We start from the raw sequence: 21,795 nt of genomic DNA on the forward strand, positions 1-21,795 counted from the left end.
ACATGTTAAAAACATTCATTGAAAGACCCGTGCTTTCAACGGTAATTTCTATTATCATAGTGGTACTTGGTGCTATAAGCATAACTAGCTTACCTATAGAAGAATACCCAGATATTGCGCCACCTACCATAAAAGTACTTGCTTCTTATCCAGGAGCAAATGCCGAAACGGTGCTGGAAAGTGTAATCATCCCTATTGAAGAGCAAATTAATGGTGTAGAAGGGATGACCTACATCACCTCTACTGCCTCAAATAATGGTACTGCTGAGATTACAGTATATTTTAATCAAGAGATTGACGCAGATATTGCAGCGGTAAACGTACAAAACCGTGTTTCTAGAGCTACACCGCTATTACCACAGGAGGTAGTACAAACAGGAGTTACGACGCAAAAGCAAGAAACAAGTGCTTTGATGTTTATCTCCATGTATTCTGAGAGTGAGGATTATGATGCTACGTTCATTCAGAACTATTTAAAAATAAACGTAATTCCAGCGATGCAGCGTATAAGCGGTGTAGGTGATGTAAGTTTATTTTCTCAGCAGGATTATGCAATGCGTATTTGGTTAAAACCTGAGAAGCTTGCTTCATATGGACTAATTCCATCAGATATCCAGGCGGTATTACAAGAGCAAAACTTAGAAGCTGCAGCAGGATCTCTAGGAGAAAATAATGGAGAGGCTTTTTCATACACACTAACCTATAGTGGCCGCTTTAAAGAGCAAAAGCAATATGGTGACATTATCATCAAGGCATTAGGAAACGGACAGTTTTTACGTCTAGATGATGTGGCAACTATTGAGCTAGATGCACAGTCATATGCTGCAAATGCAGAAAGTTTAGGGAATCCATCCGTTTTTATGGGGATTTTTCAAACTAAAGGATCTAACGCAAGAGAGATTATTGAAAACATTAAAATAACACTAGAATCTGTAAAAAATGATCTTCCAAAGGGTTTAGATGTTTTTGTTCCTTATGATACTAGTTTATTCCTAAACGCATCTATTGAGAAAGTGCTTACTACATTATTAGAAGCATTTATATTAGTATTCCTCGTAGTGTTTTTATTCCTACAAGATTTTAGATCCACACTTATTCCAGCGATAGCGGTACCTGTTTCTATTATTGGTACGTTTTTCTTTCTAAGTGTCTTTGGATATTCTATTAACTTACTTACACTGTTTGCACTAGTGCTCGCCATTGGTATTGTAGTAGATGATGCGATTGTTGTAGTAGAGGCTGTACATGCTAAAATGGACGAAGGGGAAAAAGATCCTAAAAAAGCGACACTTACTGCCATGAATGAAATCTCTGGGGCGATTATATCAATCACCTTAGTAATGGCAGCTGTATTTATCCCAGTTACTTTTGTTACGGGACCTACAGGAGTATTTTATGAGCAGTTTGGAGTTACGCTCATTATAGCGATCCTTATTTCGGCGGTAAATGCTTTGACGCTGAGTCCAGCGTTGTGTGCGTTACTTTTAAAGTCACACAAAGATGATGAGGAACTCAAAGGAAAAGGTCCTTTACAGCGATTTTATACCTTATTCAATAGAGGTTTTAACGCTACAGTAACTAGATACGGTCACTCGCTATCATTCTTATACAGACAAAAATGGATGCCTGTATTACTATTAGCACTTGCTATCGTAGGTATTGTTTGGGCATCAAACACAACTCCTACAGGTTTTGTACCTAATGAAGATAGAGGAATTATTTTTGCAAACATTGAGCTACCTGCAGGATCTTCACTTGATAGAACAAATGCTGTTACTACAGATTTATATAATCGTATAGATGGCCTAGAAGGAGTTGTAGCTGTTAACTTTATTAAAGGTAGAAGTTTATTAAATGGTGCAGGAAGTAATTATGGTTTTGGTATCATAAAACTAGCAAATTGGGATGAGCGTGAAGACCCTTCATTATCTGCCACTGCAATCACAGGTAAACTTTTCGGACTTGGTGCAAATATTCCTGAGGCTAAAATTATTTTCTTCTCTCCTCCTAGTATTCGAGGATTTGGTAACTCATCTGGTTTTGAAGTGAACTTATTAGACAAGTTTGGAGGTGAATTTAAAGACTTAGATGTTGCAAATAAAGAGTTTGCTGCGGCATTAATGTCGCACCCAGAAATTAAGTATGCTCAGTCTTCTTTTAATACAGAATATCCGCAGTATGAGATGGAGATAAATGTACCGCTTGCTAAAGAAAAAGGAGTAGCTATTAATAGCATATTCTCCACGTTACAAGGTTATATAGGAGGTATTTATGCATCAGATTTTTCAAAGTTTGGAAAGCAGTTTAGAGTATATATTCAGGCGTTACCTGATGATAGAGCTGGTGTAGAAGATTTAAATAGCATGTATGTAAGAACTGACTCTGGAGAAATGACTCCTATCACGCAGTTTGTAAATTTAGAGCGTGTATATGGACCACAATCTGTTACTAGATTTAACCTCTTTAATTCTACTTCTATTACTGGTGCTACTAATGATGGCTTTAGTACTGGAGACGCTATTAGAATAATAGATGAAGAGGCTGCAAAGCTACCTAACAATTATACTGTCGCATATTCTGGTCTTACTAGAGAAGAGGTAAACGCAGGAAATCAGACCGCATTCATATTTGGATTAAGTATTCTCTTTGTATACTTCTTACTAAGTGCTCAATATGAAAGCTACTTATTACCATTTGCCGTAATACTTTCTTTACCATTTGGAGTCTTTGGAGCATATATAAGTACTAAGCTGTTTGGTCTAGAGAATAATATCTACTTCCAGATTGCCTTAATCATGCTGATAGGGCTGCTCGCCAAGAATGCTATTCTTATTGTAGAATTTGCGCTTGCTAGGCGTAAAAATGGAGAAGACATCGTGAGTGCCGCCATAAACGGCGCAAAGTCAAGACTACGACCTATTCTAATGACCTCCTTTGCCTTTATTCTAGGATTAATGCCACTAGTACTTGCCAAAGGTGTAGGGTCTGAAGGTAACAACTCTATAGGTACAGGTGCCGTAGGCGGGATGCTTATAGGAACCATTCTAGGGGTATTTGTAATCCCAGTCTTATTTATATTATTTCAGTGGTTACAAGAACGCATTTCTAGTAAACCAGCAGTACAAACTATTGAAACACAAGAATAATGAAATCACCTATCACATATAAGAATATAAGCAAGCCTATACTTCTAGTTGTTGTGTCTTTCATGCTACAAAGTTGCTTTGTAGCACAAGACTATGTACAGCCAGATATTACTGCAGAGACAGAGGCATTGTATAGAACAGACAATTTGCCTACAGATAGTATTTCTGTAGCAAATGTCTCTTGGAGAACCTTATTTACAGATGATCAATTGCAGTCGTATATTCAAGAAGGGCTTGAAAATAACATGGATGTGCGTATCGCTATACAACAGATGATTGCTGCACAAGCTTACGCGAAACAAGGAAAGGCTGGTTATTTACCTACAGTGAATGTAGGCGCAAATTTCACACACCAAGTACTCTCTGAGAACACGCAGTTTGGTCAGTTTTTGACCAATAGAGCTACAGATCAATTTGATATCACAGCAAATCTATCTTGGGAAGCAGACATCTGGGGAAAAATAAGAAGTAACCAAAGAGCTACGCAAGCAGCATATTTGAAAAGTGTAGCGGGTCATCAAGCTGTAAAAACTCAGCTTGTTGCAAGTATCACAAACACCTATTATAACTTACTTGCTCTAGATGCTCAGATAGCCATCACAGAAGAAACGGTTGCAACTAGAGAACGTAGTGTAGAAACTATAAAAGCATTAAAAGATGCTGGACAGGTTACACAGGTGGCAGTAGATCAAAACATAGCGCAGTATAACAACGCAAAGGCACTACAAGTAGACCTTGAGACAGCACTTTTTAAAACAGAAAATGTACTCAGTATTTTATTAGGAAAACCTGGACAGCGTTTTGAAAGAAGCTCACTAGATAGCCAGGTGCTAGATGAAGAATTAAAACTAGGAGTACCAGCATCACTATTAACTAATAGACCTGATGTAATGGCAGCTGAGTTTGATCTGATTCAGTCTTTTGAGCTAACTAATGTTGCAAAGAGTAACTTATATCCTTCATTGCGATTAACCGCAGCAGGAGGTTTCCAGAGTCTTGAGATTGATAAGCTACTAAGTGCAAATTCATTATTTGCAACAGTCATAGGTGGATTAACACAACCACTCCTGAACCAGCGAAAGTTGAAAACACAGCGCGAAGTTGCAATTGCACAACAAGAACAGAGCTTACTAGCATTTAAAAAGACATTGCTTGTTGCGGGAACTGAAGTATCAAATGCCTTATTTGAATATGAAGCAGAAACAAAAAAGTTCCAATTTATAAATAAAGAAGTTACTGCACTACGCGCAGCAGAAGCCAACTCTGAGGAGCTCTTAAAAAACGGTTATGCAACATACCTAGATTTGCTTACAGCAAGACAAAGTGCTCTTAATGCAGAGCTTAATATCATCGAGAGTAAACTACAGCAGCTTGTATCTATAGTTGATTTATACGAAGCCTTAGGTGGCGGATGGAGATAAAAGTATAAGATGGCTACTAAGGAAATCTTGCTACAGCATGCTATTACTAAGTTTACACAGCTTGGCAGCAAACATGTGACGCTAGATGAGATAGCAGATGATCTCGGGATTTCTAAAAAAACGATTTATACGTTTTTTAAAACAAAAGGAGATTTAGTAACTGCAAGCGTGATGGCACTACTTGACGAATATCAAGAGAATATTAATGTTATCACTGATTGTAAAAGTACAGATGCGCTTTTAAAAGTAATTTTAATATACAAAAGAGGGTTTGAGTATATAGCATACTTTAAACCCTCTTTTCTTTCTGACCTATCGAGATATTATCCTAAGGCAAATAAGGCATATACTGTATTTGTAGAGAAATTATCTAAAGTAACTGTTTACAATCTTCTAGTACAAGCACAAGACACAGGTAACATAAGAAGTGATATTAATGTGTCGCTAGTAGTAGCCATCTATTTTACTAGAGTAGATCTCTTGGTGTTAGGTAACAATAATCTGATAGCAGTATATGGAAAAGAAGCAACCTTTTATCATCTTGTAATTTCAAATCTAAGAGGTATTATCTCACCCACGTATACAAATGAGTATTTTAAATCTTGTGGTAATTAACTTTTAATGCCGCAATCACAAAGCTTCGGCGATATAGCGCTAGTTGAAAGACAAACTTACTATAAGTCATTAAACAGCATAAATATCATCTGCTCACATGTTCCCGAAAGGGAAAAACTCATCTATTTTGTGCTATCTTCTTCACTATTATCTTGCTGTCCTTCTAGTGTTTTTCTAATGTGCTCGCTGTCCCAGTGATTATCATAAGCTACAATCCCTCTATTAAAGTCTTCGTTGAGGTAACGTTCTTGCTTTTCTAACTCTTGACGAGCGACAAAAATATAGCTATCTGTACCTTTCTTTGGTTCCTTGGCAAGTCGTCTCAAAATAGCTTCATCGTATTTTATAAAGTTCTGGACCTGTCTATTTAACGTATACTTTCTAAACCCTAATTTATGCAATGCATCACTAGCAAGGCTGAGTGAAGTATCTAGGGATTCTCTGTAAATATTTTCTATACCTAAGTTGAGTAAATCATAGGCGTCATCCCTATTCCTTGCTCTAATCATAAGTTCTACATGGGGATACTTTTCTTTAACAAGCTTTGTGACTTGCTTTGTTACCGTAGGATTATCTATAGCACAAATTAGAATTTTTGCCTGTGCAATTCCAGCAGATTCCAATAAATCTAAGCGCGTGGCATCACCGTAATACACCTCAAAGCCCATCTTGCGAAGAAAATCTACACGGTTTGAGTCTTGATCAAGAATGGTTGCCTCTACGCCATGAGACCTCAAAAAACGGCCAATTGTACTCCCAAAATGCCCAAAACCAACAAGAATCACATTCTGCGACTTTGCGATGTGATCCATAGGTCGTTTTATAGACTCTTTGGTTCCTATTCTAGGTAATATAAAACGCTCGTTTATCATCCCTGTGATGGGCGTAAGTGACATGGTAAGCGCTGTGATTACTAGCATCATATCCATTTGATCTTGCTCTAGCAATTGCAAGCTGAATGCGAAAGAAAGCAAGACAAATGCAAATTCTCCTATCTGCGATAAGCTAAAGGTGAGCAGCAGTTTCTGATCTAATTTTAGTTTAAAGATCCATCCTGTGATAAATAATACGATCGCTTTTAAAACTACAATCGCGATCAAAATCCCGCCTATGGTGAGCGGATTTTTGGCAATCACAATAAAGTTAATGGAAGCTCCTACGGCCATAAAAAACAGGCCGAGCAGTAAGTTTTTAAAAGGCTCAAGGGTACTTTCTAGCTCATGTTTGAATTCGCTATTAGACAGTACTACTCCGCCCAAAAACGCACCTAGCGCAGGACTGAGACCTACATATTCCATTAAAAAAGAAATAGAAAATACAATCAATAATGCAGAGGCTATAAGTAGTTCTCTTACTCCTGTATTTGCGACTTTACGCAGCATAGGTACAATTAAAAATTTACCGGCAACTATGATAATAACTACAGAAAGAATAATTGCAAGCGTTTGAAAACCGATAGGCAAACCATCTAATAAATTCTCAGACGCTCCATGACCTTCACCACCAGCCACCGTTGTGGCAGTAGAGAGCAGTGGCAATGCACCTAGCATGAAAATTACAATGATATCTTGAAAAAGTAAAATAGAAAATGAGGATGCTCCATAAGTGGTATCCATCATCCCTTTCTCCTTTATGGTTTGCAAAGCAATTGCTGTAGATGACAGTGCTACGGCCATGGAGATTACAAGAGAGACTTTCCAGTCGTAGCCTAGAGAGGTGAACAAGAAATAAGTTAGTAGCATGGTCCCTCCTACCTGCAATCCTCCCATACCTAGGATGGTCTTGCGCATGTTCCAGAAATTCTTAGGCTCAATTTCTAAACCTATTAAGAATAACATAACCACCACACCAAACTCTGCAAAGTGTAATATATCTTCTCCCTCTTGACCTATAAATCCTAATACGTAAGGGCCTATGAGTACGCCTGCTAGTAAATAACCTATTACCGAACTTAATCCTAATCGCTTTGCGATATACACACAAATGATGGCTCCCGTAAGAAAGACTATGGCTTCAAAAAGAATACTTCCTGTCATAACTTATTGGATATTTAACTGTGGGAGGTCATTTAAGAAAACACAATTTGCTACTTCTGGTACCATTACCTCCTGTTGAAGTAACTGTAATAATGACTTATAGCTGATTGCGTGACTATCTAATTGTGTGTTACTCAATTGGTGTGTTCCCATGACGGTAAATGGAGGATAATACTGCATCCCACACAAGGTTGCTGTCTGCTCAAAAGGTCTCAAAAATTCATTAATGGTAAAGCTATTACTTCCTTGTGCACAATACACTTCTTTTGAGCCACCAGTAGTAATCACATTGAGACAGGTTTTTCCTTTGAGTGCAATACCATCAGGTCCATATGCCCAGCCAAACTCTAATACCATATCTATCCACTGCTTCATTAAAGGCGGACAACTATACCAATATAATGGATGGTGCCAGATAACAATATCGTGAGCAATAAGTAAATCCTTTTCGGCTTCTACATCAATATGAAAATCTGGGTATTGTTCATAAAGATCATGAAAAGTAACACCCTCCATATCTTGAATGTAAGATACTAGTGACGTATTTGCCCTAGATTTTTCAAATTTAGGATGTGAGAATAAAACAAGTATCTTCTTCATGTATGTGTACCGTTAATGTTGGCGAAAGCCAACTAGTAAGAATTATAGTAATCCTTAAAATGCGTAATGTGAATATTGAAAAAACTAACGCTTTAAGCTTATAGCACGTTTTTATTAAATATATCTTCTAGCACACTCGCTGGATCTTCACATAAACCAGGATGCGTTTTTGAGCTTTGTATGATGGTGCTTCTACAAGCAGTAAGCCATCTAAATCTATCTGAAAGTTCCATCGCGCCTATGCGACCTCCGGCAGGTGTACCTTTGCAAACAAGTTCCCAGGCTTCTAGATATGCTTGATATTTTTTAATGTCTACATCTGTACAGAAGGCTTTCCACTTATCTGGACATATATGATACTTTATTCCCAGATACTTTTTCTTTTTTGAAAACACAATGACACCTACATTAAAGAACTCTTCACGTTCTACTTTAGGTACAATTCTAATAGTGGCATACTCAAAGGTATATTTATCTTGCATCCTCTCCTTCTTTTACTAAGATATCAATTTTTGATAATCTAGAATTAATAAACTCAAGGTAAGCTGCTCTCATATCACTAGGAGTCATGGTATCAAACTCAGATATTAACCAGTCTTCTGGTATATTTGAGATGATATCTTCTAGTTTTTCTTGCGTTAATAGCTCCTTTATTGCGATTGCCGCTTCTGGTAAGCGCGTTGCTTTCTCAAGCAATACATGATCTTTTACTAGCGGGAAAGTACGCTCTAGGTGATTTTTCCAATTTTTCCAATCATGGTGAAAATAAAAACTTGCACCGTTATCAATCACCCATATCTCATTATGCCACTGCAAGAGATTTGTATTTTTTGCTGTTCTATCTATATTACTTATAATACAGTCTAGTAACACTATTTTTGAAGCAGTAAGCGCATCTACCGTACTAACCAGCGGATCATAAGTAATCGCTTCTGATAAGAAATGAAGCCCAAAGTTTAAACCAACGCTAAACTTCAATAAATCCTGAATCTCCTCATCTGGCTCTGTTTTACTAAAAGAGTCATCTAGATTCATAAACACAAGCTCTGGAACATGGAGTACTATCGCTCTTGCTATTTCTCCTCCTAGAAGCTCAGCTATAAGTGCTTTCTTACCTTGGCCCGCTCCTCTAAACTTGAGCACATATAAATAATCATCATCTGCCTTTACTAAAGCTGGAAGTGATCCTCCTTCTCGTAAAGGTTGCAAGTATTGCACAACATTTACGGTTCTTAATTGTAGCATATCCATATACAGTATTCTCTTTTCTGAGGTTGTCCCCCTTACTGCAAATTTAAGTGATTACTTATTGGTCTTCCCTACTAATATTGTGGAGCATTTTTAACACACATGTGAACATATCAACTTTTTTACAAGTATAATTTATTCAACAAACCACGTAATTTTAACAGTTTTGTTTAATTACGCTTTCGCGAAAATGTAAATCTATAATTCAAGGTTAATTAAATATGATTTGTTTTGCTGTTTATTACTTGTAAAATTCTATCAAATGCTAATTTATAACGTTTAAGTGTTAATTAATTCATATTAGCTGTATTTAGTCTTGCAAATACAAAAACAATTTAATAATTTTCCTACACATTAAACTTGTATAAATCAACATTCTACAACCAGTTTTGTACAAGTAAAAGTTCTTAATTACACAAATACCTAACGCTAGTCTTAAACAAACTGGTGGCAAGTATTACTTTGATTAAACGGACTCTTATACGATTAATCAAATTTGAATTTTATTGTTTTTAATGATGTGTACTCGACATTCATTAGTTAGATGTTTTATTAAAATAATTTAAAACGACTACCATGAAGAGAAAAACTACCTATCCATTGCCCTTGAACAGCTTCATAGTAATTTTATTACTTGCTTGCTTCTCAATGAATGCACAAGAGCAATCATTTGCAACCACTATTCTCAACCAAGAAAATGTTGACAATGCAAATCTATCTGTAAATGAAGACTTAACAGACTTTGCCGAGGTTAGAGCAAACTCTGGAACACTTTTTTTTGGTGCATATGATGGTGTACTTGAGTTAGCATACGGAGAACTACTGCCAGCAAATACCACATCATATATTAAAATAGAAACAGAAGATGACTTATTACCTTCTTTACTAGGTGGTAGTCTCGGTAATTTACTTGCAGATGTGTTGGGGATTGTATTAATAGGTAATCAAGAATTTACCGTAAAGGCATTAAATGGTAATACTACCGTGCTAAGTGCAGTATCATCAGACCCTAATACATTTAGCGGTGCTAGAACACAAATAGTGACCGATGCACAGGGAGATTATTATATAGCACTCACACCAGACCAACCATATAGCAGTATAGAAATTACAAATAGTATAGGTTCCTTAATTGGACTAAATCAAGAACGTTCTTTGAAAGTTTATGGAGCTTTCTACGGCGCAGATGCACCTATTTGTAACACTCCTTCATTTACCTCATTTGACGGGACTGGGCTTAATCTAGATTTAATAAATCTAGGAGGCGCTGGGGTCACAAATATTGAAAATGCAATTGATGGAGATCCTACAACATTCTCAGAGTTAAGTTTGGGAGTATTATCAATTGCTGCAACGATAGAACAAGAAATTTATTTTCAAAATACAACACAACCCACAGAAGATTTTAAAATTCGCCTTGCTGTCGATCCAAGTTTATTAGCACTAGGAGTGGCAAATAATATCCAATTTGAGGCCTACAACGGAACAAATCTAGTTGCAACAAGAGACTTAGGTTCGTTATTAAATCTTGAGCTTATCAATTTATTACAAAGTAATAATCCGGTAGATATAGGTTTTGATGTTTCGGCTCCTGTAGATAGGATTGTAGTTAGTTATTCTTCATTATTAAATACCTCATTGAGTCAGCGACTTGATTTATATGATGTTTCGGTGACTCCTGCTATTCCGGAAATTGCTGCAGCATCTAAAAATATTACCTTATGTGAAAATAGCACTGCAGATCTTACTGCTACTACTGATGCTACAAACTCACAAATAAATTGGTATGATGCAGAGCAAGGTGGGACTTTACTTGCAACAGTAGATAGTGGTGAAGCTTTTACGACCCCATCATTAACAGAAAGTACTACTTTCTATGCTGCTGCTACCGCAAATGGATGTACTGTAGCGTCTGTGAGAACTGCTGTTTTAGTGACCATTAACCCTACTCCAAGAGCTTCAGATATTCTAGTAGCAGGTTTTGACTCTGCTATATGTTTACCAGAGGTATTAGAGATTGTACCGTCAAGTACCATCTCAAATAACTTCAAATATTATTTTGATCCTAATAAAAATGTAGAGATTACTAATGGGCTTACTGCAGATGGAATCATCTATGCAATTAATGACAGTAAGCTTGAGATCACAGGATTAAATGAAGCAAATAATCCTGATAATATATTTATTTCAACCATTGAGCCTGCTACTGGTTGTGAGAATAGTCCTGGTGATTTGAGACAAGTGTCTATAATTCTTGCAAATACCCCAAATATCTCCATAAATCTCACGGAGAATATTACCGCAGATGATGTCATTAATAGTATTGAGCAAAATAATGATATTACCATTTCTGGTGTAGTTACAGGAGATGCACAAGAAAACGATGAAGTAACTATTACGGTAAATAATACAAATTACACAGCATTATTGGATGCAACCTTAAGCTTCGCTACAGACATTCTAGGCGCAGAATTAGTACTTGACGCAGATTCAACTATTGATGCATCGATAACGGTTGTTGGTACTTTATGTACTGCCACAGCTATTGATAGCGAGGCTTACACAGTAGATATTAACAGTCCAACTACTCCAACGGTTAATCCGCAAGTTACCAATGACACCACACCGCTCATTACTGGTACAGGAGATTCTGATGATGAGCTGACTGTAATTGTAAATGGTGTTACCTATACCGAAGGTGATGGAAACCTTACCGATAATGGTGATGATACGTGGAGCCTGCAAATTCCTGATGGAAGTGAACTACCAGATGGAACGTATGATGTAGATGCTTCTGTGGAAGATACTGTTGGGAATATTGCTTCAGATATAACAACTGATGAATTAGTAATTGACGCTACTGCGCCTACAACTCCAACGGTTGCAGCACAAACTACGAATGACACCACACCATTGATTACAGGTACAGCAGATTCTGATGATGGGCTGACTGTAATTGTAAACGGAGTGACCTACACCGAAGGTGATGGAAACCTTACCGATAATGGCGATGATACATGGTCTCTACAAATACCAGATGGAAATGTACTACCAGATGGAACCTATGATGTAGATGCTTCTGTGGAAGATGCGGTTGGGAATACTGCTTCAGATACAACTATTGATGAATTAGTGATTGACGCTGCTGCGCCAACTACACCAACGGTAACAGCACAAACTACGAATGACACCACGCCGCTGATTACAGGTACAGCAGATTCGGATGATGAGCTAACTGTAATTGTAAATGGAGTAACCTACACAGAAGGTGATGGAAACCTAACCGATAATGGTGATGATACGTGGAGCCTGGAGATTCCTGATGGAAACGAAATTCCAGATGGTACCTATGATGTAGATGCTTCTGTGGAAGATACGGTTGGAAATACTGCTTCAGATGCTACAACGGCTGAGCTAGTAATTGATGCTACTGCGCCTACTACTCCAACTATTACAGAACAAACTACCAATGACACCACGCCATTAATTACTGGTACAGCAGATTCGGATGATGAGCTAACTGTAATTGTAAACGGAGTGACCTACACCGAAAGTGATGGAAACCTAACTGATAATGGTGATGACACTTGGTCTTTACAGATTCCTGATGGAAGTGAAATCTCTGATGGAACCTATGATGTAGATGCTTCTTTGGAAGATACCGTTGGAAATATTGCTTCGGATACAACAACAGATGAATTAGTAATTGACGCTACTGCGCCAACAACGCCAACGGTTGATCCGCAAACTACGAATGACACCACGCCGCTAATCACAGGTACTGCAGATTCTGATGATGAGCTGACTGTAATTGCAAATGGAGTTACTTACACCGAAGGTGATAGTAACCTCATCGATAATGGTGATGATACGTGGAGCCTGCAGATTCCTGATGGAAGCGAACTACCAGATGGAACTTATGATGTGGATGCTTCGGTGGAAGATGCAGTTGGAAATACTGCTTCGGATACAACAATTGATGAATTAGTAATTGACTCTGCTTCCCCAACGACGCCAACGGTTGTTCCGCAAACCACAAATGACACCACTCCACTAATTACAGGAACAGCAGATTCTGATGATGAGCTAACAGTAATTGTAAATGGAGTTACCTACACCGAAGGTGATGGTAACCTCATCGATAATGGTGATGACACTTTTAGCTTGCAGATTCCTGATGGAAGTGAATATTAGATGGAACGTATAATGTAGATGTTACTGTGGAAGATGCAGTTGGTAATACTGCTTCGGATACAACAACTGATGAATTAGTAATTGACGCTACTGCGCCAACAACGCCAACGGTTGCAGCACAAACTACGAATGACACCACACCATTAATTACAGGTACAGCAGATTCTGAAGATGGGCTGACTGTAATTGTAAATGGAATTACTTATACTGAAGGCGATGGAAATCTTACCGATAATGGTGATGATACGTGGAGCTTGCAGATTCCTGATGGAAACGAACTAACAGACGGAACTTATGATGTAGATGCTTCTGTGGAAGATACGGTTGGAAATACAGCTTCGGATACAACAACAAACGAGCTGGTAATTGACTCTACTGCACCAACTACGCCAACGGTTAATTCTCAAACTACTAATGACTCCACGCCATTGATTACTGGTACAGCAGATTCTGATGATGAGCTGACTGTAATTGTAAACGGAGTTACTTATACTGAAGGTGATGGAAACCTTACCGATAATGGTGATGATACGTGGAGCTTGCAAATTCCTGATGGAAGCGAACTACCAGACGGAACGTATGATGTAGATGTTTCTGTGGAAGATGCGGTTGGGAATACAGCTTCGGATACAACAACAGATGAATTAGTAATTGACGCTACTGCGCCTACAACTCCAACGGTTGTTCCGCAAACCACAAATGACACCACTCCACTAATTACAGGAACAGGAGATTCTGATGATGAGCTGACTGTAATTGTAAATGGTGTTACCTATACCGAAGGTGATGGAAACCTTACCGATAATGGTATGATACGTGGAGCTTGCAGATTCCTGATGGAAGCGAAATTCCTGATGGAACCTATGATGTAGATGCTTCTGTGGAAGATACGTTGGGAATACTGCTTCTGATATTACTACTGATGAATTAACCATTGACTCTGCTTCCCCAACGACGCCAACGATTACTGCTCAAACCACAAATGATACCACTCCACTGATTAATGGTACAGCAGATTCTGATGATGAGCTGACAGTAATTGTAAATGGAGTAACCTACACCGAAGGTGATGGAAATCTACCGATAATGGTGATGATACGTGGAGCCTGCAGATTCCTGATGGAAGTGAACTACCAGATGGAACGTATGATGTAGATGCTTCTGTTGAAGATGCTGTTGGAAATACTGCTTCAGATACAACAACAGATGAATTAACCATTGACTCTGCTTCCCAACGACGCCAACGGTTACTGCTCAAACTACGAATGACACCACGCCATTAATTACTGGTACAGCAGATTCTGATGATGAGCTTACAATAATCGTAAATGGAGTAACCTACACTGAAGGTGATGGAAACCTTACCGATAATGGGATGATACGTGGTCTCTACAAATACCTGATGGAAACGAACTACCAGATGGAACTTATGATGTAGATGTTTCTGTTGAAGATGCTGTTGGTAATACGGCTTCGGATACAACAACAAATGAATTAGTAATCGACGCTGCTGCGCCTACTACTCCAACAGTAACAGGACAAACCACAAATGACAACACGCCACTGATTACAGGTACAGCAGATTCTGATGATGAGTTGACTGTAATTGTAAATGGAGTTACGTATACCGAAGGTGATGGAAACCTAACCGATAATGGTGATGATACGTGGAGCTTGCAGATTCCTGATGGAAACGAACTACTAGATGGCACCTATGATGTAGATGCTTCTGTGGAAGATACAGTTGGAAATACCGCTTCGGATATAACAACTGATGAATTAACCATTGACTCTGCTTCCCCAACGACGCCAACGGTTATTGCGCAAACTACCAATGACACTACACCGCTGATTACAGGTACAGCAGATTCTGATGATGAGCTAACAGTAATCGTAAACGGAGTGACCTACACCGAAGGTGATGGAAACCTTACCGATAATGGAGATGATACGTGGAGCTTGCAAATACCTAACGGAAACGAAATACCAGATGGCACCTATGATGTAGATGTTTCGGTGGAAGATACTGTTGGGAATACAGCTTCGGATATAACAACTGATGAATTAACCATTGACTCTGCTTCCCCAACGACGCCAACGGTTATTGCGCAAACTACCAATGACACTACACCGCTGATTACAGGTACAGCAGATTCTGATGATGAGCTGACTGTAATTGTAAATGGAATTACTTATACTGAAGGTGATGGAAATCTTACCGATAATGGTGATGATACGTGGAGCTTGCAGATTCCTGATGGAAACGAACTACTAGATGGAACTTATGATGTAGATGTTTCTGTTGAAGATACTGTTGGAAATACTGCTTCGGATATAACAACTGATGAATTAGTAATTGACGCTACTGCACCAACGACTCCAACGGTTACTGCTCAAACTACCAATGACACTTCTCCGCTGATTACTGGTACAGCAGATTCTGATGATGATTTGACTGTAATTGTAAGTGGAGTGACCTACACGGAAGGTGATGGAAACCTTACCGATAACGGAGATGATACTTGGAGCCTGCAGATTCCTGACGGAAACGAACTACTAGATGGAACGTATGATGTAGATGCTTCTGTGGAAGATATTGTTGGGGATACGGCTTCGGATACAACAACTGATGAATTAGTAATTGACGCTACTGCGCCTACTACTCCAACGGTAACAGCACAAACCACAAATGACACCACACCGCTGATTACTGGTACAGCAGATTCTGATGATGAGCTGACTGTAATTGTAAACGGAGTGACCTACACCGAAGGTAATGGAAACCTTACCGATAATGGTGATGATACGTGGTCTCTACAAATACCTGATGAAAGCGAACTCCTAGATGGAACTTATGATGTAGATGCTTCGGTGGAAGATGCTGTTGGAAATACGGCTTCGGATATTACTATTGACGAATTAACCATTGACGCTGCTTCCCCAACGACTCCAACGGTTCATTCACAAACTACGAATGACAACACGCCATTGATTACTGGTACAGCAGATTCTGTTGATGAGCTTACAGTAATCGTAAATGGAGTTACTATACCGAAGGTGATGGTAACCTAACCGATAATGGTGATGATACCTGGTCTTTACAGATTCCAGATGGAAGCGAACTACCAGATGGAACGTATGATGTAGATGCTTCGGTGGAAGATACGGTTGGCAATATTGCTTCAGATACCACAACAGACGAGTTGATAATCGATACGAATGCTCCTAGTATTCCAACGGTAATCTCTCAAGTAACCACAGACACCACCCCAATAATTGAGGGAACAGCAGATTCTAGTGATGCATTGACAGTGACCGTTGACAACACAACCTACGTTGAAAATGACGGACATCTTACAGATAATGGTGATAATACATGGAGCTTGCAAATTCCAGGAGCTAATGATATTGCAGATGGTGTTTATGATGTGCAAGCCACCACTGAAGACATGACTGGAAATTCGGCGTCAGATGTAACTACTAACGAGTTGACAATTGACACGACTGCTCCTATTCCGCCTACGGTGACTCCTCAAGAAACAAGTGACACCACGCCAATGATTACAGGTACAGCAGACTCTGATGATATGCTTTCAATCATTGTGGATGGTAATTCATATATGGAGAGTGATGGGAACCTAACAGACAATGGTGATGATACATGGTCTTTACAAATACCAGATGAAAATGAACTTGGAGATGGCACGTATGATGTGCAAGCCACTGCAGAAGATTTGGTAGGTAATACAGCTTCAGACACTACTGTAGATGAGCTTACCATACAATCAGGTATCGTAACGACAGAAAATGACCAGCAACTTTTTTGCGAAAGCGAAAATCCAATAATTGCAGATATTCAGGTTAATGAGACTACTGTAAATTGGTACCTCAGTGCTTCTGGTGGGACAGTTTTAGCTACCGATACTGCATTGATGAACAACACGATTTATTATGCGGCACTTGTTACAAACGGAATCGAGAGTGCAAACAGGCTGGCTATTACAGTTACTATTATCAGTACTCCTACGCCTACTACCACCGCAAGTATACAGTCATTTTGTATAGATGCTATGGCTACCGTAAGTGATATTTACGTAAATGAACCTGATGTAATATGGTATGCTCAAGCAACAGGAGGCACTCCAGCTGCAGATACACTTTTAGTTTCTGGTAATTATTATGGAGCTTTAGTAAATAATGGCTGTGAGAGTAGCACTCGTCTAGAGGTGAATATTACGATAGATGAGACTGCTACAGCAAGCATTACGAGCAGTACTGAAATGACTTGTGTGGGTAATGAAATCACTTACCAGACAGAAACTGACATGAGCGGTTATTTATGGACCATTTCTTCTGGAGGAACAATCATCACTGGTGGTGATCTCACAGATGATTTTGTTACGGTGATATGGAACGAACTTGGCGAGCAATCTGTTGCAGTAAATTATGAATCTTTAAATAGCTGTATGCCTCTAGCAGAGGCTACTCTAGACGTGGAAGTTGCCACTTGTTCTGATCTTACGATTCTTAAAACGGTAAATAATGCCCTGCCACAACTTAATACGGAGGTTGTGTATACCATCACTGTGACTAATGTAGGCGACACAGATTTTACAGATGTTGAGGTTCAAGATATATTACCATCCGGACTGCAATTTATATCTGCGGCGACAGATAGTGGAACTTTTGATAATGCAGTGGGTACTTGGATAATTCCTGAGGTGATGGCCAGTGCTACTGTAGTGTTAGAAAAACGGCTGTAGTACTCGAGGACGGAGATTATCTAAATATCGCGACCATCACGCAGTCTAGCCCTATGGATAGTGACTTTACTAACAATGTATCTCAAGTTGATATCACGCCTAGTTGCATTAAAGTGTTTAATGAATTCTCACCTAATGGTGACGGCTTTAATGACACCTTTACCATACGCTGCATCGAATCTTACCCAGAAAACAACTTGAAAATTTATAATCGAGCTGGAAACATGGTGTATGAGATGGATGGATATGCAAATGTGTGGAGAGGTACTTCTACTTCTAATGGTACTGTTAATAAAAATGACGGCCTTCCATCATCTACTTACTATTACATTCTAGACTTAAAAGATGGTAATGAGCCGCTTACTGGCTGGGTATACATTGCACTTTAATAACCTAACTTAAAAACAACGAATATGTTTAAAAATATATAAGATTTACTTAGTACTTATTATGTGTTGTGTAAGCATACATAGCAATGCACAACAAGCGCCTAACTATACACAATACATGTATAATACCATGGCTATAAATCCAGCATATGCAGGATCTTCAGAAGGGTTAAATGTGGTGGGAATATATCGATCGCAGTGGGCTGGTTTTGATGGGGCGCCAGAGACGTATAACCTCAGTGTTGAAACGCCGCTTACTGATCGCGTTGGTATAGGTGTAAATGTCACAAAAGATGTAAACGGTCCTGCAGAGAGATTCAACTTTGATGGTAATTTCTCTTATAATATTCAGTTGGATAGGGATCTTAATTTGGCATTTGGGATAAAAGGAGGTGCTCAGTTACTCAATGTTGACTTCTCAAAAGGGGAGTTTGTAAACCAAGGCGATCCCCTACTCACAAATAACATTGATAATAGACTACTCACTACGCTGGGCGCGGGTGCATTCTTATACAAATACAACTGGTACCTGGGTGTCTCTGTGCCAGATTTCTTTAACGATGAGTATTATGATAATGTGGAGGAATGTCGTGGCAGATGAGTTGCAAACGTACCTAACTGCAGGTTATGTTTTTGGCATAAGCGATAACATCCGTTTTAAACCCGCTGTGCTTGTAAACTATGTAAATGGTAGTCCGCTGCGATATAACCTTTCGGCAAATTTCCTCTTTTATGACAAGCTCACCGTAGGTGCTAGTTATCAAGTGGATGCTGCGGTAAGTGCGCTGGCTGGTTTTCAAATTTCTGACAATTTTTTTAGGCTATTCCTTTGATTATGCTACTACAGAGTTCACAAATTATAATGATGGAACCCATGAAGTTATTTTAAAGTTCTCTTTATTCAAGAAAAAGGGAATGTCATTCTCACCTAGATTCTTTTAATATCAAACTACTATGAAGAAATCACTATATATTTTTCATGATGTGCGTATGTTCTAGTTATGCACAGAATGATTTAAAAAAAGCAGATGAGCTTTATGAAAGACATATGTATGCAGATGCTGCAGTGCTTTATGATCAGCATCTTAATGACTCAAAAAAGGTAGCGCCTGCAACCTGGCAGCATATAGCTGATACGCATTACAATCTCAAAAATTATGAACGTGCAGAGATTGCATACACAAAAACCTTTGATGCGTTAGGATACACGATGGAACCTGCACACATTTGGCAATATTTTGATGTGCTACGCTTCTTAAAAAAGTATGATACGGCAGATGATTTTTATGTAGGCTATTTAAAGCTTTCCAAAAAAGACAAAGAGCTCAACAGATACTATGAAGAAAAGTCTCGGTTTAATGACATTATAGCAAATGACACGCTCTACCAGATTAGAAACCTCGAGATTAACTCTAGCTATGCAGATTTTGGTGGTTCCTTGTATAAAAATAAGCTGGTATTCTCAACAGCTCGCAATGATGAAGAAAATAAACTCTATAAAAGAGATAACACCCCTTACCTATCGCTATATGAGGCCACGATAGATAGTACTGGTTCATATTCTAATATTAAACTTTTTAGTGAGGATCTAGAGACGCAGTACCACGATGCAACTGCAACCTTTTACAATAATGACCAGACCCTCGTATATGCATCAAGTGCACAATCTGGCTCACGTAAAATTTATACAAAGAACAAGAGAAACTTCTTTAAGCTCTACCGTGTGCAGATTAATGATGAAAAGTTTGATAAAGAGGAACTCCCTATTAACGGGAACGGCTATTCCATAGGGCAGCCTTTTGTGACTATAGATGGTAGTCAGCTGTATTTTGTGTCAGACATGCCAGGTGGTTATGGCCGTGCAGATATTTATGTATGTGATATACGTGAGGATGGCTCGCTCTCTACCCCTCGCAATCTGGGCGATGCGATTAATACTCCTTATGATGACTTTTTCCCTTTTATAAAAAATAAAGAACTCTATTTTGCTTCTAAAGGTCACGTAGGTTTTGGCGGGCTTGATATTTATAAAGCACAGCTTAGAGATGGTGTGTATAGCAATGCACGTAATCTAGGCCTTGGTATTAATAGCAATGCAGACGACTTTGCTTATGTGGCTAGTAATACAAAGAATGAAGGATATTTTAGCTCAAACAGGGAAGGCGGCAAAGGCGATGATGATATTTACTCCTTTGTATATGATCAAGGAGAGTGCTTCCAGACCATAGAAGGAACCGTTACAGACGCACAATCTGGAGCACCGCTTCCAGAAGTAACCATCATTGCTTATGACACTAACAATAACCAAGTAGCCGAAACACTTACAGACGCTGCAGGAACCTACACCTTGCAGATGGGTTGTAACATTAGATACAACTTTAAGGCGTCAAAAATAGGCTACTCAAAAGATGAGCTAGACTTAAACACAGGTACTGAGCCTAATGGGCTTATTAACTTTGTAGATTTTAAGTTGGCTAATCTTTCAGACATATTCATTACAGATGGTGAGGTAGAAAAAATTAAAATCAATCCTATTAATTTTGAGTCTAACCGTTTTGCGATTAACATATTTGCCGCACAGCAGCTCAAGCGTATTATTGATATTATGAACGAGTATCCAGACCTCGTTATTAAGATAGAATCCCACACAGATCAACGTGGTGGAGCGTCGTATAACCAGACCTTATCAGAAAACAGAGCGACTTCTACACGTGACTATTTGATTAAAAATGGTATCACGAGTTCGCGCATTGAGAGTGCAAGAGGTTTTGGTGAATCTAGGCCTATACACATTTGTGACGAGGCAGACGATAGCTGTACAGAAGTGCAGTATTTAGAAAATAGACGATCAGATTTTATTGTGGTTAGAAGATAATACCACAGGCACATGTACCCCGCTTAAACCTCTCATAAGCCTTTCTAGTACTCAACGCTAGTGAAGGCTTATGTATGTATATACCCTCATGATCTGTAGATAAACGTAGTGCGCAGTTATTACGCTTTCGCGAAAGCAAACCTGTCTCAATCCATTACGCTTTCACTACGTAGGTGTATAGGCTTCCTCTCTATATGGTCATCCTAAAAAGTGCGCCAAATGTATCTTGAGACTCCTTTAATGTAGAGTTAGTACGCTTTCGCGAAAGCGTATCATAAACACCTCTTATATCGTACGTCATTTGCAAGCTAGGGCGCTATAAAAGATGCTATATTTAGGGCAGCATTCATCTATTCACGCGCTATGAAATATACCCTATTCCTCCTCACCCTACTCTGCATACTCACGGGATGCACACAGCAAGAAGCGACCTCCAAAGAAACCGTTACTGCCTACTACAAGGCCGTTGCCGAAGGAAATTATAAGGAAATGAGCCGATTGATAAGCG

At 38.9% G+C, this 21,795-nt stretch carries 17 protein-coding genes; 13 read left to right on the plus strand and 4 right to left on the minus strand.

Annotation, left to right across the window (positions count from 1 at the left end; genetic code table 11):
* Positions 1–2 precede the first annotated feature (2 nt).
* The 3 genes from DCS32_RS15945 to DCS32_RS15955 are packed head-to-tail and all read left to right on the plus strand — an operon-like array spanning position 3 to position 5,182.
* Positions 3–3,146, plus strand: a complete 3,144-nt coding sequence (locus DCS32_RS15945) for an efflux RND transporter permease subunit (protein ID WP_108879195.1) — start codon at positions 3–5, stop codon at positions 3,144–3,146.
* A complete protein-coding gene (locus DCS32_RS15950) occupies positions 3,146–4,567 on the plus strand; it encodes an efflux transporter outer membrane subunit (RefSeq protein ID WP_108879196.1) in 1,422 nt (473 codons plus the stop codon). The genes DCS32_RS15945 and DCS32_RS15950 overlap by 1 nt, the downstream gene beginning before the upstream one ends.
* Positions 4,568–4,576: 9 nt before the next feature.
* Positions 4,577–5,182, plus strand: coding sequence for a TetR/AcrR family transcriptional regulator (locus DCS32_RS15955; protein ID WP_108876435.1), 606 nt, complete (start codon positions 4,577–4,579; stop codon positions 5,180–5,182).
* A gap of 122 nt (positions 5,183–5,304) precedes the next feature.
* Here DCS32_RS15955 and DCS32_RS15960 read toward each other — a convergent pair whose 3' ends face one another.
* The 4 genes from DCS32_RS15960 to DCS32_RS15975 form a co-directional block, all read right to left on the minus strand.
* Positions 5,305–7,218, minus strand: coding sequence for a monovalent cation:proton antiporter-2 (CPA2) family protein (locus DCS32_RS15960; RefSeq protein WP_108879197.1), 1,914 nt, complete (start codon positions 7,216–7,218; stop codon positions 5,305–5,307).
* A 3-nt stretch (positions 7,219–7,221) separates the two neighbouring features.
* Positions 7,222–7,818 (minus strand): NAD(P)H-dependent oxidoreductase, encoded by a 597-nt coding sequence (locus DCS32_RS15965; protein WP_108876436.1) that lies wholly within the window; start codon positions 7,816–7,818, stop codon positions 7,222–7,224.
* Between the two features lie 98 nt (positions 7,819–7,916).
* Positions 7,917–8,300, minus strand: a complete 384-nt coding sequence (locus DCS32_RS15970) for a DUF3037 domain-containing protein (RefSeq protein WP_108879198.1) — start codon at positions 8,298–8,300, stop codon at positions 7,917–7,919.
* Complete coding sequence (locus DCS32_RS15975; protein ID WP_108879199.1) at positions 8,290–9,069, minus strand: HipA family kinase; 780 nt, start codon at positions 9,067–9,069, stop codon at positions 8,290–8,292. The genes DCS32_RS15970 and DCS32_RS15975 overlap by 11 nt, the downstream gene beginning before the upstream one ends.
* A 573-nt stretch (positions 9,070–9,642) precedes the next feature.
* Here DCS32_RS15975 and DCS32_RS15980 point away from each other — a divergent pair.
* The 10 genes from DCS32_RS15980 (at position 9,643) to DCS32_RS16010 (ending at position 21,287) form a co-directional block, all read left to right on the plus strand.
* On the plus strand, positions 9,643–13,260 hold the full coding sequence (locus DCS32_RS15980) for an Ig-like domain-containing protein (RefSeq protein ID WP_108879200.1): 3,618 nt from the start codon (positions 9,643–9,645) through the stop codon (positions 13,258–13,260).
* A gap of 26 nt (positions 13,261–13,286) precedes the next feature.
* Positions 13,287–14,132, plus strand: a complete 846-nt coding sequence (locus DCS32_RS15985) for an Ig-like domain-containing protein (RefSeq protein WP_162533681.1) — start codon at positions 13,287–13,289, stop codon at positions 14,130–14,132.
* A gap of 240 nt (positions 14,133–14,372) precedes the next feature.
* Positions 14,373–14,543 carry a hypothetical protein gene (locus DCS32_RS16375; RefSeq protein ID WP_410492549.1) on the plus strand — a complete coding sequence of 57 codons (171 nt, stop codon included), beginning with the start codon at positions 14,373–14,375 and terminating at the stop codon, positions 14,541–14,543.
* A 112-nt stretch (positions 14,544–14,655) separates the two neighbouring features.
* Positions 14,656–16,332: an Ig-like domain-containing protein gene (locus tag DCS32_RS15990; RefSeq protein ID WP_410492550.1), complete on the plus strand. Its 1,677-nt coding sequence runs from the start codon at positions 14,656–14,658 to the stop codon at positions 16,330–16,332.
* Between the two features lie 83 nt (positions 16,333–16,415).
* Positions 16,416–18,023, plus strand: coding sequence for an Ig-like domain-containing protein (locus DCS32_RS15995; protein WP_108879203.1), 1,608 nt, complete (start codon positions 16,416–16,418; stop codon positions 18,021–18,023).
* Between the two features lie 53 nt (positions 18,024–18,076).
* Entirely contained in the window at positions 18,077–18,412 is a 336-nt protein-coding gene (locus DCS32_RS16000; RefSeq protein WP_108879204.1) for a gliding motility-associated C-terminal domain-containing protein, read from the plus strand.
* Between the two features lie 61 nt (positions 18,413–18,473).
* Positions 18,474–19,013 carry a PorP/SprF family type IX secretion system membrane protein gene (locus DCS32_RS16235; RefSeq protein WP_239057533.1) on the plus strand — a complete coding sequence of 180 codons (540 nt, stop codon included), beginning with the start codon at positions 18,474–18,476 and terminating at the stop codon, positions 19,011–19,013.
* Complete coding sequence (locus DCS32_RS16240) at positions 18,988–19,245, plus strand: type IX secretion system membrane protein PorP/SprF (protein WP_239057534.1); 258 nt, start codon at positions 18,988–18,990, stop codon at positions 19,243–19,245. The genes DCS32_RS16235 and DCS32_RS16240 overlap by 26 nt, the downstream gene beginning before the upstream one ends.
* Positions 19,193–19,354, plus strand: coding sequence for a type IX secretion system membrane protein PorP/SprF (locus DCS32_RS16320; protein WP_262497448.1), 162 nt, complete (start codon positions 19,193–19,195; stop codon positions 19,352–19,354). The genes DCS32_RS16240 and DCS32_RS16320 overlap by 53 nt, the downstream gene beginning before the upstream one ends.
* A 37-nt stretch (positions 19,355–19,391) precedes the next feature.
* Complete coding sequence (locus DCS32_RS16010) at positions 19,392–21,287, plus strand: OmpA family protein (protein WP_108879205.1); 1,896 nt, start codon at positions 19,392–19,394, stop codon at positions 21,285–21,287.
* The last annotated feature ends 508 nt before the right edge of the window (positions 21,288–21,795 follow it).

It is taken from the genome of Dokdonia sp. Dokd-P16 (assembly GCF_003095655.1).
Lineage (GTDB): Bacteria > Bacteroidota > Bacteroidia > Flavobacteriales > Flavobacteriaceae > Dokdonia.